The following is a 17281-nucleotide window of genomic DNA, read 5'->3' on the forward strand; positions in this document are numbered from 1 at the left end:
AAATTTTAGTGGTGCTGGCATACTAAAAACTGAATTTCAGTGAAAAGTTGATAGAGCGTGCGGTGGGCGTAGAAAACGCATAGATGCCCTGTGAGCTATTGCCATTGCCGTAGGAGCTTACTTCAGGATCCGCGCCGGTAAAGTGCGGGCTATAGATCCAGAGATTCCTGCCGGAAACCGCCAGCGAAGCGGATTTGAACGGCGTTTTAGCCAGGAAGGATGCCGGCAGGAAGTAGGAAAGACTCACGTTCCGCAATTTGATATAAGTACCATCCTGGATGGTTGATTCGTATTGCCTGGTCTGGTAATATGTTTGCGCATCTACTTCCACGTTGTTAGGCTTTCCATCTGCTTCGCTGATTCCTTTTATGACGATTTTGCCGCGGGTGGTTGTCTCTTTCGATGTACCGTAGTAAAGCCCGGCTGCTTCTACATCATTTTGCACATCGCCGCCTTTTTTCATATCGAAGAAGAAGGAAAGGCTGAATTGTTTATAGCGGAAGCTGTTATCCAGTCCGGCCAGCCAATCCGGGTTGATGTCTCCTACAATGCCCTGTTGGGGATCGACTACCGGCAATCCGCCGGCATCAATCAGCAGTTCCCCGTTGTCGGCGCGTTTATAGCGGGCGCCATAAAAGATATTGTAAGGCTGACCTTTGATGAGGCGTCCCAACTGCTCAATGCCTGGTCCCAAAGTCAGCACTTTGTTTTTGATCTTCGAAAAGTTGAGGGTAATATTCCAGCTAAAATCTTTTGATTTCACAGGAGTGGCTCCCAGCAATAGTTCTATTCCTTTGTTGGATATTTCTGCGGAGTTAAAAGTGGTATTACTAAAGCCGGTAGCATTAGAGATTTGTGAACCGGGAATGAGACCATTTTTGGAGCGCCGGCTAAAATAGGACCCTTCAAAGCTGATCCTGTCTTTCAGGAAACGCATTTCAAGCCCTGCTTCATACTCATTTAGCCGTTCATTAATGAGTGATGGGTTACCCAGCGCTGATGTCAGCAAAAATCCCTGTTGTCCCTGGAAGGGGAACAGGAAATAACCGGCATTCGTGTTCCGCCCGGCTTGTATATAAGGAGTAGATAACGCATACGCACCAACGCCGTCGTTACCTACGGTGGCATAGCTCAACCGTACCTTTCCGAAGTTAATGACATTGGAAGCCCTGGGTCCTAGGAACTCAGAAAAGATAAAACTGGCTGCGGCCGATCCATAAGGATAAAAGTTTTTGTCGGGGTTGAGCACAGAACTACCGTCGTACCTGCCGGTTAAAGACAGGTTCAGGAAGCGATTGTACTCAATGTTAGCCTGTGAGTAGAAGCCCACCTTCCGGAGCTGGGTATGGCTTTCTGTACCAGTAATAGTGGTACCGGACGATAAGTTGTTAAAATCCGTAATATTCAGTCCGGTGCTATTAATATTCATATACTGGTTGTAGGTAGTATAGATATTATTACCGAGCAGCAGGTTCACATTAAACTTGCCAAATGTTTTGGTAGCGTTCACGATCAGGTCATTGTTAAACTGCTGGAAGTTGACGTTCTGGTTCCTGATCTGCCCGGTGAGGCCGATCTGCGGGCTGGGATGTTCTATGTATTTATCGGACTCTGTATACATATCTGCGCCCAGTCTCTCGGTAATAGTAAGCCAGCTGGTGGGCGTGATATTGGCGGTAAATACCGGGAGAAACCTGTTAACTTTAGAATTGTTGCTGATGTTATCGAGCGTCCACAGGGGCATATTCCTGGAATTGCGATAGCCGCGCTGGCTGCCGTCTGGCTTGAACACCGGGTAAGGATTCCAGGATACCGGTTGCACCAGCAATACAAATAAAGGTCCGTTGCTGGCGCCTTCCGGCAGCCTGTCCTGGCCGGAGTTACTGTATCCCAGCTGGAAAGTGGTGCTTACATATTTTCCTATTTTGGAATTGTATTTCGCAAAAAAGGAATGACGTTTAAAATCATTTCCTGGCATTATTCCTTTCTGGTTAAAATAGGAGTAGCTGAGGAAGTAGTTGGAATTATTGTTACTGCCGGCAGCAGAAATAGTATTGTTGGTGGTGATACCGGTACGGAAAAAGTTGTACGGGTTATAGGTGGACGCAGGTTGGCCGTTTACCTTGAGTGTATCCATGCGGGGGCCCCAGGAAAGGCTCGTTTTCTTATCGGCGTCCTCCCCGTTATAAAAGATGCCGTTGGTACCCTGTCCATACATGGTTTGCCGTTCCGGTAATAGCGGATGTTCAAAAGAGGCATCTGACGAAAAATTGAATACCGGCTTTTTATCCACCCCTCCATTTTTAGTGGTGATGAGCACTACGCCCCTGGCGCCGGAAGAACCATACAACGCGGTAGCGGCGGCGCCTTTGAGGATATTTATATTTTCAATAATGGCAGGATCAATATCAGCAATACGGTTTACGCCGGAACCTGCTGCACCACCGCTGATATTACCGGTTTCTGTGTTATCTACCGGCACGCCGTCGATCACAAATAATGCCTGGTTTTCGCCGGTAGGAGAAGAATTACCCCGGATCACAATGCGGGAGGAGGCCCCTGCATTACCGGAAGAACTGGTGATCTGTATGCCCGGTACCTTTCCTGCCAATGTATTGACCAGATTAGGTTCCTTGGTTTTTAACAGTTCCTCCCCGTTCAGCTGTTGGGAGCTGAATGTCAGGTTGCGCTTTTCCCGCTTTACGCCCAGCGCCGTTACAACTACTGCATTCAGCGCGGCGGTGTTGCTGGTTAACGTAATGGCGAAGATAGTTCTGCTGCCTACCGGCACTTCCGCATTCAGGAACCCGATACTGGAAATGAGCAGGGAATTTTTTTCATCTACGGTTAATTTAAAAGTCCCGTCGGCGCCACAGGTAGTGACAGCCTTACCACCTTTTTCCCGGACGGTGGCGCCGATAACAGGCGTGCCGGATGAATCGGCCACAGTACCTGTAATCGCCCTCTTCTGTGCTGATGCAGCACGGGGGAAGAGCGCAAGAAAACATACCACGCATAGCGGTATGAAACATCGTGATACTGCTGATTTTACTGAATGTGCCATTTGATTAACGTTTGGTTGACAGTTGAAGGCTCTCATAGAATAGTTAGCACAATAAAAGTAGGGGTAAGCAGTAAACATGGATACAGAATAATTAACCGATTGTAAACGTATATTATCCCAAAATACCCAATAACGCTATAATACAAGTATGTTAACTGTCGTATTGACAATAATATAGATAAGAAAAGGGAGGGGTTATTATTTAATTGTTATTTTGATACTAATTCATTAAAACAAGAAGGAGGGCGTTTGGAAACGCCCTCCTTCATTTGTATCTTAAATGCTGCCAGCTACTACTGCTTCTCTTTCTTCCGGATTTCGGCAAACAACGCCTTAAAAGTATCTACATTGTCCTGTGTAGCCGGACGCACACCTTTGCGGTTGTAATAACCATCTATAAATTCACGGGTATTTACCCACATGGTTTCAAATACGCCAGGCATGCGTTCTGACAACGTACGGGAAAATTCTGCCCGGAGGGCATTTTTACGGGCGGCATATACCTGCTCCAACTGCGCCAGCGCTACGTCTTTATTCCCGCAGGCGGCAGGCAGCACCTGAAATCCTTTCACCGCAAAGTAGCCGGGAGTAGGCGGTGCATCCTCATATTTCCAGTCGCAGATCATGATATCCTTTGGTATCATATCTATCGCCCGGGCGGTATTATTCATGCTGGCCTGCCATGCCAGCAGGTTGGTAGTTTTACCATCTATCAGGCGATCACTCCACATCCATAGCTGGCATTTTTTTTCTTTGAGATGCTGATGCAGCGCAGTCACATAGGCGCCAAATAATTCCGCTTTGTCACGCCCACCGCAACGGGGACATTTATCATAGCCGATAATCCATGCTTCGTCAAGACCTACATGAAAGGCGTCGGCGCCGCACACATCAATCAACTCATCCATCAGTGAAAAAAAGATAGGAAACAAATCGGGATGCTGCGTGCAAACACACTTGCTGTAGAAGTCGAACATACCGCCATTTTTCCAGGGCACCGGCGGGTTATAGTCGGGCGACTCATCCAACTGGGGATAGCGCTTTAATAAAGGCCCTATCTCGGTTTGCTCAGATTGGTGGGCCAGCAGGTTCATGGTCGGTATAAACCGGATGCCCGCTTCCCTGCAGGCCTGCACAATCTGTTTCAGGTCGTTCTCTGAAATGGCGTTGTGTTCTGCCAGCTCCGGGTGCGACTTGAACTGGTATGCATATTCAATCCTGAGTGCCAGTGTATTTACGCCTTCTGCCTTCAATGCTTCTTTGATGAAGCGGCAAAGCAAGGGTACGTCCTGTGGAGCAGGTACGCTCAGCAGTAGCCCTTTTACTGGTAATACATTCCATTTAAAGGCGGGTTGCTGCGCGGGCGCAGTCAATGGCAGCAGCAAATATGCCGCTGCCAGCAGGTATTGTTTCATGATCCTTTTCATTACTCTGCTATTACTTTGCGAATCCGGTTATTGTTTCTATCCTGTATATATATTACACCGTCTTTATCTACCGCTACGCCCGTAGGAGCATAGAACAGGGCCGCAGCGCCGGAGCCGTCTGCAAATCCTGCTGTAGTGCCTCCAATATAGGTGGTTACATCCCAGGTAGCTATGTTGATACGGCGGATACATTGATTGGTATTCACGGAAGATCCATCCCAGGTACCATTGCCCGCTACAAACAGGTTGTTGGTGGCGTCTATAGCTAAAAACCAGGGATAATCAAAACGGGCAGCACTGCCAATGCCATTCACCAACCCGGTTTGACCCGCTGCACCGGCGATGCCATCCTGCTCCCAGGTGCCGGCCTTAAATTGCTTAATAACGGAGGTGCCATTTTCTGTAACAAACAGGTTGCCCTTATCATCTACTGCTACATCTGCCGGGTATTCTAGGCCGGTAATGATTTGTGTGGACTGCCCGTCGGGCGTTACCTGGTAAATGCTTCCCGGCTTTTGCGCATTGGCATAATACATCGTTCCATTTCGCTTATCGATCCCTATCCCCCAGGCATTCCCCCAGCATACCAGCGAAGAAGTACCATCGGGGGTAATCTTGCGGATCGTCCAGGCGATAGGATCCGTCACAAACACATTGCCCTGGTTGTCGGTGGCAATGTCCATAGGCAGCATAAACTGGGCATCAGTGCCCTTTCCTTCCAGGTACCCGTAAGTACCGTTGCCGCAAAGAGTAGATACCGTACCATCCGGTGTAATCTTCCTTACCCGCAGGTTACCACCGTCTGCCACATATACATTTCCCTGTGCATCTACATCCAATCCGCAGCGGTTATTGAAATTAAAAAATGCTGCGCTGCCTTTCCCTTCCCCATACCCCGCGGCGCCATTACCGGCCAGGGTAGTTACCTTATACGAAGTTTGATACTGGAAGTCTTTGGGCGCCGTCCCGGTTTGTCCATTGATGGTCACCGATATTTTTCCGGTGCCGGCTTTCTCCGGTATCACCACCAGGATATGATCGCTGATCACGCCTTCTATCAAGGCTTTCTTACCATTTACGGTAACGGTAATACCCGTGGTATCGGTGCTGAAATTGCTGCCGTAAATCAACACTTCGGTTCCGGCGGCGCCAGCCTCCGGCGTAAATCTATCCACTATCACCGGGGCATTGTTGTCGTGTACAAAACCTTTGTCTTTGTTGCAGGCGGTAGCTGTAAGGATCAACAGAACTACCTGCAAACGGTATATAATAGTTTTCATTTGTTATTTTTTTAAGGAGATACAAACCGTTACCAACCCGGATTTTGCTTAAATTCAGGATTCTGGCCACTGACCTTATCTATTTCACTCTGTGGAATGGGCAGCCAGTAATTTTTTGCGGGGTCAAATACTCTTTTCCGGATAACCGGGTAAGTATAGGTGATGTTACCGGTGCCGCTCACCGCTACACCATGTACTTCTTTGTTGTCCACCACTTCCGCTATTTTCCAGCGACGTACATCCCAGAAACGGTGATCTTCCAAGGCCAGCTCTATCCTTCTTTCATGACGTATCTTAGCCCGCAGGGTGGCCTGGTTTCCTCCGCTGTAAGCGGGCATGCCGGCCCGGGTACGGATCGCGTTGAGGGCATTGTATACATCGCCACTGGGACCAGCTGCTTCATTTTGTGCTTCTGCATAATTGAGATACAACTCCGCTGTGCGGATCAGTACCCACTTGCGATCGCTGGCGCCGGTACCGGCAAACAGGTCTACTGAAGGCAGCAGGTATTTACGTGGCCAGTAGTTGGTAGCTATCTGCCCGGAGCGTGGCGCATCGGCGCCGTTAGGGTCCAGTACCTTTCCTTTCCAGCTGCAGCCGGGATACAGGATGGTGGCATAAAAGCGCGGATCCCTGCCATCATAAGGCCGTTGCGCACTGTAGCCAGAACCGGGATCTGTAATAGGTAAACCAGTTGCTTTCATCTCATAATCGTCTACCAGTTCCTGTAATGGTGTAATGTTGCCATACCCGTTAGCACTACGGGGATTCATTTCCCGGTCTATACCGCCATCACCGAAAGCGCCGGGGGCGCCACGGCTCCAGATCACTTCCCGGTTGAAATACTGCGTAAAGATATCGCCGTAATTGTCGTACAACGTATATCCGTTGGCGAGAGCGGTATCTAACGCCGCTCTGCAAGCCAGGGCAGCAGCTTGCCAGCGGCCAGCTGTATTACCCGGGTTAAAAAGCGGGCTGGCATAAAACAACCGCACCCTTCCTTCCAGGGCCATGGCAATCATTTTGGAGGCACGTCCCCAATTGGAAGGACGTTCATTATAAGTAACCGGCAACAACGCAGCAGCATCCTGCAAATCCTTGATAACAGCGGCGGTAACTTCATCGATGCTGTTGCGCTTGAAATAAATACCCGATGGGTTATCGAAAGGATTCTTTTCCTCCAGCAACAACGGCACGCCACCAAAAGAGCGCATCAGCTCAAAGTAGTAGAAGGCGCGCAACAGCAGCACTTCGCCTTTTAAACGGGAGCGGCGCTGCGGATAGTTCGGGTCTTCCGGCACCAGGCTATATTGCGCCAGGAACTTATTACAGGCCCGTATTTTACCATAGTAATCGCCCCACCAGCTTTGCAACGGGAAATTAGAAGGGCTCATAGAACCGGTATTAAAGCTGCCAGCATAGGAGTCGTTCGCCTGGTTGGTTTCATCGGTAGCACTGCTCAGTCCCCAGGCAGCGCCAGGCTTGAAGATATTAGGTAAACTCGTATAAATGTTATTCACAAACCCCTCGGCGTTTTCGATATTGGAAAACACTTCCTTTTCGGTAATCAGGTCGCTGGGCTTTCTATCGAGATAATTTTTTCCGCAGGCAGCCACGCATAACACCAGCACCGCTGCGATTCCTGTTTTATGTAAGAACGTTCTCATGGTTATATTTTATCGCAGATGATTAAAGATTGATCGTCACACCAGCATTGTATACCCGCATAATGGGATAAGGTTGCCATCCCCAACGTCCGCCGGTATTTGATTCGGGATCAATACCCAGTTCTTTCACATTGTCCCAGCTTACGAGGTTCATACCATTCACGTATATACGTACGCTTTTCATCTTCACCCGCTTCAGCCAGCTCGCAGGTAAGCGGTAACCTATTTCTGCATTCTTTAATTTCACGTAGTCTGTTTTCCGTATCCAGTAGGTAGAGGACACGAAGTTATTGGCCATATTGGCCTCTGTCAGGTGCAGTGCCGGGAAAGTAGCATTGGCGGCATTCTCCGGTGTCCAGCGGCTTTCATGAAAAGGACGAAAGCTTTCGCGGTAGTTGGCAGTCAGCTGCGCTGAAAAGATCTGGCGCCCGCCGCCCGCACCCTGGAACAATACACTTACATCCAGCCCCTTATAGTCGAAGCCTAACGTGGCACCGAAGTAGCTGGTGGGTACATTCATCATGGGCAACATGGTTCTGTCGGCCTCGTCTATTCTACCGTCGTTGTTAAGGTCCTTGTATTTAATATCTCCCGGTATCACCGGCGAAAAAGTCTGCTTCGCGCTCTTGTTGATTTCATCCTGGCTCTGGAACAGCCCTTCTGCCACATATCCCAGGTCGTAGCCAATAGGATTGCCCACAGCACTCTGATAAGGATAAGCCAGCTTAGGTTCGTCCAGCTCCAGTATCCTGTTTTTTACATACTGGTAATTCAGCTTTGAAAAAACACCTACCTGGTAAATATTGGTATACAGGTTCAGCTCCGCTTCTATCCCTTTATTACGGATGCGCCCCATATTCCTGTTGAGCGAAGCGGTGATACCCATATAAGCAGGAATGGTACCGGCATACGTAAGAATGTCTTTACGCAGCTCATTAAAGATGTCTACCGAAAACTTCAGCTTATCCTTCATGAAACCCGTTTCAATTCCCAGGTTGGTTTTGGCGGCTTTCTCCCAGGTGATAGCGGTATTACCAATCCTGTTCTCATAATACCCGCCAACAGAAGATGCTACGCTACCAAAAGTAAATCCGCCACCCCGGGCGTAATCAGACATATACAACCAGCGGTCGCCGCCTATCTGGTCATTGCCCACATAACCATGCGAGAAGCGCATTTTCAGGAAACTAAAGGCCGACTGGTGCTTCATAAATTCTTCGCTACTCAGTATCCAAGCGGCAGAAACTGCCGGAAAAAAGCCATAACGCTTACCCGGAGGGAAGTTCTCAGAACCGTTGTAACCGGCATTAAATTCGAGATAATATTTAGCCGCATAGTTGTAAGCAATCCTGCCTACAAATCCTTCGTATACTCTTGGCAGGTTACCTGATTGGGACCGGTAATTACGGTTAAACAGGTATAAGCCGCTGATGGAGTGTTTACCAAAGTCACGGTCATACGTCAGTTTGAGATCGTAGTAATAATATCTTTCGCCGCTGGAATAGCCGGAACGTTGCAGGCTGGTGGCCTTGCGGTGTTGGGTATATATACCATCGCCGCCGGGCACCGACTTATAACGATAGGAGTCAAACTCCTGGTCCAGCGCGAAGTTGATGTCGCCATAGTTTTCAAAAGTAAACAGCCCTTTTACTTTCAGCCCGGGAGTAATGAAGTCCAGCTTACGCGTCATGGCTACGCTGCCATTGGTGCTATGCCAGTAGGCATCGAGGTAGCCGCCGCGGGTGAGCATACCATAGGGATTGTAAAAGTCTTCCCGCATGGTGCCGGAAGCAATACTCCCATTGGGATTGAGCCGGGGTGTAAGGCGGTTGGTCATCTGCGACAATACTACCCAAAGGAATTCGTTGTTGTTACGATCGCTGGAAGGACCAGTTCTGTTTTCCAGCCGGGAGGCCAGGTCTACCTGCAGGTCGGTATTTTTGTCGAGCGTAATATCTACGTTGGACCGGAAATTGAAACGGTCATATTTATATTTTACGCCGTAGATGTTTTCGTTAGCTCTGCGGTAAATAGGCTCCTGCCGCAGGTAAGACCCGGAAACAAAGTATTTCACATACTTGGAACCACCGCCAATATTGATGTTGGCCGTTTTTTGCGGGGAGTTTTTCCGGATCATTTCCTGGTACCAGTCGGTATTGGGATAATCATAGGGTTTCAGTCCTGTTTTATAATATTCCAGTTCCTGGTCTGAAAATACGGGAGGCAGTCCATCGTTTTTGGCGGCTTCATTTTCCAGCACGCCGGATTGATAAGAACTCAGGAAGCGGGGAAAGTTAGTCGGTTGCTGCAAGGCATACTGCATATTCACCTGGATGTTGGGAGGACCGTCTTTACCGCGTTTGGTGGTCACCAACACGATACCGTTAGCGCCCTGTATACCGTATAATGCCGTAGAGGAAGCATCTTTGAGGATAGACACCGACTCTACTTCGTTGGGGTCCAGCTGCCCGATGTTAGCATCGCCGCGGGGCAATCCGTCGATTACTACGAGGGGATTGGTAGCGCCGATGGTGCTGATGCCCCGAATAAACAGTTGGGCATCGTCGCCACCGGGGCGTCCGGAATGCTGCGCGGTAATGAGGCCTGGCAGGCGTCCTGCCAATGCATTCGATAAATTGGCGACGGGGCTTTGCTTCAGCTCTTTGGTTTGTACGCTGGATACAGCACCGGTAATACTCTGGCGGGTTTGCTTCTGACCGTATCCCAGTACGACTACTTCATTTAGTCCTGCTTCCGAAGGCTTCAGCCTGATCACTGGTAGTTGCTTCATCCCTTTTACCGGTACTTCTACGGCCTGGTATCCCAGGAATGACACGAGGAGTATGCCGTTCTCCGGCACGTTGATGGTGAAGTTACCGTCTACATCGGTGGCGGTACCGCGGCCCGTACCTTTCAGCTGTATGCTTACACCGGGCAGTTCCTGTCCGTTTTCGGAAGTTACCTTACCTTTTACGATGATATCGGCGGTACTTTCCGAAATGGCTACCAGTCCGCCTTCAAGCATCCGGTATCTGAAATTTTTAGTGAGTACCTGGTCCAGGATTTCCGGCAGGGTGGCCTCTTTGAAGTTTACATCAACCTTTTCATCTTTCGGAAAAGTTTTGTAGTTGTAGAGGAAACGGTAATCACTTTTCGTTTCCACCCACTCCAACAGCTTATGCAGTGCTATCTGCCGGCTATTGAGTGTAAACTTGCTTTGTGAATAAGCCTCTGCACGCACCTGTAAAACAGCAGCAGTTATGAGAATCAGGCAAAGCTTCATACCCAGGAATGTTTTTCGCGCTAAATAGTTGGAACGGGCTGTTTTTAAACACAGCGTTTTTTTCATACTTTTGAAATTGAACGTTAGACATTTGAAACAATGAGCATCCCGCACGGATGTACTTGTTTCATTCCATGTTTGGCTGGAAGGGACGCCGCACGCGTCCCTTTCTTTTGGCAGAAGGAGTGGCTATACCCACTTAGGTGGAACCCAGGTAAAATTTTTCATTGCGTGTTTTTTATGATTTGGTTGATTTAGTGATGCAGGAAGATGGAATCGCCTTTGACTGTATACTTAAAATCAGCTGTTATTTGTAATGCATTCAACACCTCTTCTACTGTTTCCTTTTTAAAAGTACCCTTAAACCGGTAGTCTGCCGGGAAAGTATCTGTCAATATAATTTTGCGGTTATACCAACGGCTCATCAGTCTTACCAGTTCAGGGAACGACTTATCTTTAAATGCCAGCTTGTTATCCATCCATACCAGTTCGCCCGTGTTGTCCCGCTCTGTTGCCAGCGCCATTTTTTCCACGATAGCGATCCGGTCGCCCCAATCCAGTACGCGGCTGCCTGGTGGTTGCTGGAAGGAAGCGGTTTTCTTCCTCAGCGTTAATTTTTCGCCGGCAGCCAGGTTTAGCATATGTTCCTCGTGGGCAATGGCAATACGCCCTTCCACCAGCGTAGCTTCCAGCGATTCGTCGCCGGTATAGGCTTTTACGTTGAAGCGGGTGCCCAGTACCTGCACCTGCATATCATCGGTATGAATAATAAAAGGTTGGGCATCGTTCTTAGTAACCGCAAAAAAAGCTTCTCCCTGGAGGTATACTTCGCGGCTCTTATCCATATTGGCTGGATAGCGCAGATGACTACCCACGTTCATCCAAACTTCTGTACCATCTGCCAGGGTGGCTTGTTTCCGGATGCCTTCGTCTGTATCGAGGGCCAATTGCCGGGCAGGACGGGGATAATATTTCCAGATGCCCACGGCAGTTACCAGCACTAAAACAGCCGCAGCAATACACCACCACCGGTGAGCGAGGGTGCGCACCGGCGTTTCCACCCAATCACCTTCCTTTTTTAGCCGGCCGGTGATGTCATGATAAACTGCCAGTAAGTTGGGCGATGCAGGTTCCCCATCTGCCGGGACCGCTGCCCTGTATCCTTCGTACCAGGCTTCCAGCGCGGCTTTCTCAGCTGCTGTACAGTTACCCTGCAGGTATTTTTCCAGTAATCCAATCAGTTGCTGATCACTCATTTATTTTGGTTGTCTAATGCTGTAGACACCCCACTGTCTTCCTACCCTACCCCTTTTTTTAAATTTATTTTTTGCGGGTTTGATACGTTGCCCCCTTTTTTTTATATCTTAAGCCTTCAAGCATAGCCGGCCATCTGACCTTGCCGGCATAAGTGGGAAAGAATGACCGAGTATATTGCATTACAGGATGAAGCATTAGTAATATTACTGGCGAACAATGACAACAAGGCGTTCGAAACCTTGTATCAGCGTTATGCTGCCGACCTGTATCGTCATGCCCACAATAGGTTTCCAGTACCGCATCTGCTGGAAGATATGCTCCAGGATATTTTTATTGCACTGTATAAAAACCGCCATACCCTGGGGGAGATAAAAAATATAAAAGCATACCTGTATGGCGCGCTGCGCAACAGGATATTCAATGAAATCAGGAATTCACTATTGCACCAGCAACACCATCAACATCTCCCCACAGATAAAATAACAGAAACGGCCAACACCTACGATGTGAAACTGTTGGAACAGCAACTGGAACAAGCACTGGATAAATTAACAGCACGCAGTCGGCAGGTATTTTTACTCAGTCGCCGCGAACACCTCAGTCACAAGGAAATAGCACAACGTTTAGGCATTTCTGTGAAAGCCGTAGAAAAACATATGGGAAAATCCCTGCAGGTCATGCGTAGCGAGTTTAAAGATTATGGACTGGCGCTGGCGCTGATCGTAGTAATGTCGCGGTAAAGAAAGCGGAAAACAAAAAGCTATTGAGGCGGATGGCGATTTCCGCAGATCCTTCGTTTCAATAGCTTTCTGCTTCCTGCTCAGCACTCATCAACGCCTGAAATAATGCGCATTCAACAGCACCATGGCCAGCAGCATCACTACCACTCCGGCCCATTGCACACCATTTACCGGCTCCGCCAGCAAGAGGTGTGAACAAATAATAGCGACCGGCAATTCTGCCGTCATGATAACGGCGCTGATACCTGCACCTACTTTAGGTATTCCCCGCGCAAATAGCAACGGTGGAATGATCGTTCCGAACAGCGACAGGAACAAAGCCCATTTGATGAGACCCACATTAAAATGTGTGCTCACCGCCAGCGCCGACGCATTTACCAATAGCACGCCCATCGTCGAACCTGTCATGATAATAGCGCTCTTCCGCAAGGGATGCAGCTGTTTGGCCACCCGGCTATTGGCGATCACATAAATGGCATACAGCACCGCGGAAGCACCCGCATAGGCCACCCCTTTTACCGACAACGTTTCCATACGCCCGCTGGCCAAACCGCTGGCCAGCCAGGTACCCAGCAGGATAAGACCCGCAGTGAGCCATTGCAAACCCGATGGACGTTTTCCAAAAATGATCCAGTCGAGCAACAACCCTATCCAGGTAAATTGCATCAGCAGGATAATGGCTACCGAAGCCGGTATATACGCTACCGATACATAATATACAAAGCTGGTAAGCCCAATCGTGGCGCCAGTAAACAACAACCAGCGCCAGTCTCGCCCACTCAGTTTTTCTTTACTCCGTTGATAAATCAAGGTAAGGCCCCATAACACCAGCATGCCTGTAAAGGCTTGTGTGACGGATATCTCGGCTGCGGCATACCCCTCCCGGTAAGCCAGCTTTACAAATGTAGAAAGGATGCCGAAGCTGCACGCACCGGCAAAAACCATGAATATATACCTGGTCATTATTTTCGTTTAAAACAATAAAAAAGAGAAAATACAGGGCACGAAGAATAACCAGGTCTGACTGACTTAGATATAAAATGGACATACTGCTGCCTGCAACAGGCGCAGCTGCTAAGTAAAAGAACGCTGGTTATTGTGCGGATACTACAACAACAGCAGGAGGAGGAGTACTTGAATAAATGCGATGCATAAAAAAAATTCCTTTGAAGAAGGCAAGATAATAAAAAAATTCTTTCCGGGTACAGTAATAGTATTATAATAAAAGGACCTGCCCTATGAGAGGGAGGTCCTTTATCTTGGGGTTATGCCCTGACGATGCGCAGTGCTTACGCTGAATCCATATAAAAAGGTGTGCCCGTATTGTTGCTTAAAGTGCTTTGGGCATTACGCCTGGCTGGGTAGCAATCGCGGCATCATGCAGCACGATCGCCTCCTGGTCGTCTCCTGCATAAGAAAAACGTATCCATCCAAAATAGGCCTTATCATTCTTTTGCATCCGCACCGCCAGCGAGCGTTTATATTGCTGCTTCCATACGCCATTCCAATGCGTCAGCTGGGTAGCGGGATCGTATATTTTTGCCACCAGCACCGGCGACTGATGCACCGCCCATACCAGTGGCGACTGGTCGGTGAGCGGCGCCCGTTCTCCGGCAGCGTAACTCGCCGGCAAACTGCCATTTAATAAAGTGCTATTGCCGAGGGCCGGTACCACCACGAACCGCATCTCACTTCGTCCATTCTCCATTATCAATGGTACCATCACAGTGAAGTCCTGTGCACCGTCTTTATCCAGGTCAATAGCAGTGGGGTGTGCATAAGCAATGGCACTATCGCCAAAGGAAGTATAGGTTTGAGGTACAACCGGCTCCGGCTGTTCTGTTGGTCGATGGCGGCAGGCCAGCATAGCCAGCAGGAAAATACCTGTTAATATGGGGCGTCTCATCGTTGATGATTTAATTATCAGTGACTCAAATTTAGCGGAACTCATACCGTCCAATCATAAGCGTTAATGATCATTTATATAGGCAACACTACCTATATCATCCTTCCATAACAGCGGTAATATGCTGCATCCTGCTACTGTCCAATGTTTGTACCGCAGTAGCATAAAGGCGCTCATAGGCAGGCGCCGGCGCACTTTCCTTTACCCGCTGCAACCATTGCGCTACTTCCTTATCGCTGTTACCTTTCAGCATCCAGGGTATAAAAAGATCGTTTTTGGCCGGAGGTATTTTCTTCACAGCAGCAGTAGCTATGGCCATTATTTCGTCATCGGTATAGTGCGACCATAAAAAAGGATTCAGCAGGCATTCTTCCTGGCTCATATGTTCCAGGTTAAAAGCAGTGAAGGCAACGAATTCATGTAATAGCGTATTACCTGCGGCCAGCAGCGCTTCCGGGCTATCCGCCAACTCATACTGTTCAAAAATCTTATGAAGATTCATAATCAGCGCTTCATCTTTTTCATGCTCCTTCTCGAAGTGCACTACCACGGCAGGCGCTATTGGCAACAGCATGGGAAATACATCCTGGTCTTCCAGGCTGGCATGTACGTGAAACAGTTGCAGGGTAGTTTTTATGGTGACTATGCAGGCATTTCCATCCGCCAGTATAGAAAAATCTGTTTGTTGAATTGCCTGTATGGTATCGTTTAATAAGAGCCTCAGACCTTTGTGCGCCTGTTTAAAAACATTGAACCGTAATTGTGCCATATCTTCAGAATTACTCTGCTACAAAAGTACTTCCGGCCCCCTGCGGGAAAAATGGGCATTACTGTTTAATTATATAGGCAGCAATACCTATGGCCGCCAGGGCACTACGGGCAGCGACATATCATAGCCGCTGGCATGCACCAGGAAGCGCCCCTGTAATATGCTCACCCGCTCACGAATATCCCTCAGCAGGATATCGTCCGCCATTGGTACATAGGGATCTGGCGTAAAAAATAAATGTATCTCTTCATTCGTTTTGCGCAAGGTCAGCGAAAAAGCGTTTACCGTTGGCGCAGGGAGCAACGCCTGCTGTAAGAGCGTTTGCACAATGCGGTAAATATTGATTTCATTATCCGGTGGAAAAAGTCCATCCATGGAATCTATCGACAAATGACAAGTGATACCTGCCGCAGCGGCCTGCTCTTCCGCCAGGCTTTGCAACGCCTGCGTAAGCCCTATTAAGTCGATCTGGTAAGGACGCAGCGAATAGGAAATATTTCTCACCTCTTCTATAATAGCCCCTACATTCCCTGAAAACTGATCCTGCGGCAAATCAATACCCTGCTTTTGTGCCAGCAACAATTTATGTTTGATCAGTATCAGCTTTTGTCCCAGGCTATCATGTAATTCAGTGGCGATACGCTTCCGCTCTTTCTCCTGTGCCTGTATCAGGTCGTGAGAAAAGGTAATGGCTAGCTTCAGTGCCGCCCGCCGTATTTTCTCTTCCTTCTGTTTATAATAATTGAATTTCTGCGCCAATGCGAGCGACAGGATAAATGCTTCCGCAATGGCTCCCCAATGCATACTGGTACGGGTGAGGAAAACATCCGGTAATATATCCAGGTCTTTCAGGTTGTTGATGGTATTTCCCAGCACAAAAGCGCCAAATCCGGCCAGGTAATAGCCTGCAGGAATAAATCCCCGGCGGTAACTGACCACGCCGGCTCCTATCCAATAAAAAAAGAACGGATACATGATCCATTGGATTACGGTGAAACCTGCCGCCCAATATCCCAATACCCCTAATGTCATCGGGATGACCAGGATTCCTGTCAGCCACCAACCTAGCTGGTAAAAACGGTAAGCGTATATTTTTGTCTGTAAAAAAGCATTGGTAAACCAGATACTAAAAAACGTACTTACAGGTATCAGCACTGAAGCGCTGTTCATCCAACCAGGCGTTTGAACGATCAGCGGAAGATACCCGTTATAAAAAGCGAGGTTCAGCCCCCAGCAAAAAACACCGCCCACATAAAAGAAATAAGCAGGTTCTTTTAACAGGAGAAAAATGAAAATATTATACACCATAAATGCTGCCAGCACGCCCAGCACAATGCCATTCAGCACATCCTGCCGGTGATTGCGCTCATACAATGTTTGTATATCCGCCACCGCCATTGATAGCCGTACCATATTATCGCCCCGTACCCGGAGATAATAGTCTGTTATAACACCTGCCGCAGGTCGCAGCGGCATAATTGTTTGATTTAATGCCTTACTGTTTTTGGGAAGATGGAAAATACGACGGGGGTGCTGCTGTGCTAATTCGTATAAGATCACTTCCTGCATCACCGGGGGACTAGCCAGCTGCAAATACCAGGAAGTATCGGTAGTATGGTTATCTATGCTGATCTTTACCCATACTGCTGCAGCGGTAGTATGCAAAGATAACAACGTAGAATGGACCCGGTGAAAGTCTCCTGCATGCTGCAGCACCGCCGTGATATCCATTTGCCGGCTGTTGTCCACATAATAGGAAACACCGTGCACCGGGTATATGCCCCTGTTTTCTAACAGCTGCACTTCCGCTCCTTTTGCAACAGGCGGCAAAGTAAAGAGGCCTGCCAGCAACAGGAATATAAACCGGGTACAGCTACCTATGCGCATA

The 17281-nt window shown here is 48.5% G+C and carries 11 protein-coding genes; 1 reads left to right on the forward strand and 10 read right to left on the reverse strand.

Annotation, left to right across the window (positions count from 1 at the left end):
- Window positions 1–22: 22 nt before the first annotated feature.
- The 6 genes from HGH90_RS04615 to HGH90_RS04640 all read right to left on the reverse strand — a co-directional run bounded on the left by HGH90_RS04615 (window position 23) and on the right by HGH90_RS04640 (window position 11977).
- The gene (locus HGH90_RS04615; RefSeq protein WP_169190490.1) at window positions 23–3064 is read right to left on the reverse strand and encodes a SusC/RagA family TonB-linked outer membrane protein; all 3042 of its coding nucleotides are present in this window, start codon (window positions 3062–3064) and stop codon (window positions 23–25) included.
- Window positions 3065–3357: 293 nt separating this feature from the next.
- Window positions 3358–4491: a family 20 glycosylhydrolase gene (locus HGH90_RS04620; protein WP_169190491.1), complete on the reverse strand. Its 1134-nt coding sequence runs from the start codon at window positions 4489–4491 to the stop codon at window positions 3358–3360.
- Window positions 4491–5771, reverse strand: a complete 1281-nt coding sequence (locus HGH90_RS04625) for an IPT/TIG domain-containing protein (RefSeq protein WP_168764061.1) — start codon at window positions 5769–5771, stop codon at window positions 4491–4493. The genes HGH90_RS04620 and HGH90_RS04625 overlap by 1 nt, the downstream gene beginning before the upstream one ends.
- A gap of 29 nt (window positions 5772–5800) precedes the next feature.
- Window positions 5801–7438, reverse strand: coding sequence for a RagB/SusD family nutrient uptake outer membrane protein (locus HGH90_RS04630; protein ID WP_169190492.1), 1638 nt, complete (start codon window positions 7436–7438; stop codon window positions 5801–5803).
- Between the two features lie 22 nt (window positions 7439–7460).
- Window positions 7461–10787 carry a SusC/RagA family TonB-linked outer membrane protein gene (locus tag HGH90_RS04635; protein WP_169190493.1) on the reverse strand — a complete coding sequence of 1109 codons (3327 nt, stop codon included), beginning with the start codon at window positions 10785–10787 and terminating at the stop codon, window positions 7461–7463.
- Window positions 10788–10975: 188 nt separating this feature from the next.
- The gene (locus HGH90_RS04640) at window positions 10976–11977 is read right to left on the reverse strand and encodes a FecR family protein (RefSeq protein WP_169190494.1); all 1002 of its coding nucleotides are present in this window, start codon (window positions 11975–11977) and stop codon (window positions 10976–10978) included.
- Between the two features lie 162 nt (window positions 11978–12139).
- Between HGH90_RS04640 and HGH90_RS04645 the strand changes: the two genes are divergently transcribed.
- Window positions 12140–12718, forward strand: coding sequence for an RNA polymerase sigma-70 factor (locus HGH90_RS04645; RefSeq protein ID WP_168763861.1), 579 nt, complete (start codon window positions 12140–12142; stop codon window positions 12716–12718).
- A 90-nt stretch (window positions 12719–12808) separates the two neighbouring features.
- Here HGH90_RS04645 and HGH90_RS04650 read toward each other — a convergent pair whose 3' ends face one another.
- The 4 genes from HGH90_RS04650 to HGH90_RS04665 form a co-directional block, all read right to left on the reverse strand.
- Window positions 12809–13681: an EamA family transporter gene (locus HGH90_RS04650; RefSeq protein WP_169190495.1), complete on the reverse strand. Its 873-nt coding sequence runs from the start codon at window positions 13679–13681 to the stop codon at window positions 12809–12811.
- 367 nt (window positions 13682–14048) lie between these two features.
- Window positions 14049–14624 (reverse strand): hypothetical protein, encoded by a 576-nt coding sequence (locus HGH90_RS04655; protein ID WP_168763864.1) that lies wholly within the window; start codon window positions 14622–14624, stop codon window positions 14049–14051.
- 97 nt (window positions 14625–14721) lie between these two features.
- Complete coding sequence (locus tag HGH90_RS04660) at window positions 14722–15393, reverse strand: hemerythrin domain-containing protein (protein WP_168763866.1); 672 nt, start codon at window positions 15391–15393, stop codon at window positions 14722–14724.
- Between the two features lie 87 nt (window positions 15394–15480).
- Entirely contained in the window at window positions 15481–17280 is a 1800-nt protein-coding gene (locus HGH90_RS04665; protein WP_169190496.1) for a 7TM diverse intracellular signaling domain-containing protein, read from the reverse strand.
- Window position 17281: the final 1 nt, after the last annotated feature.

Source organism: Chitinophaga sp. Ak27, from assembly GCF_012726295.1.
GTDB lineage: Bacteria > Bacteroidota > Bacteroidia > Chitinophagales > Chitinophagaceae > Chitinophaga.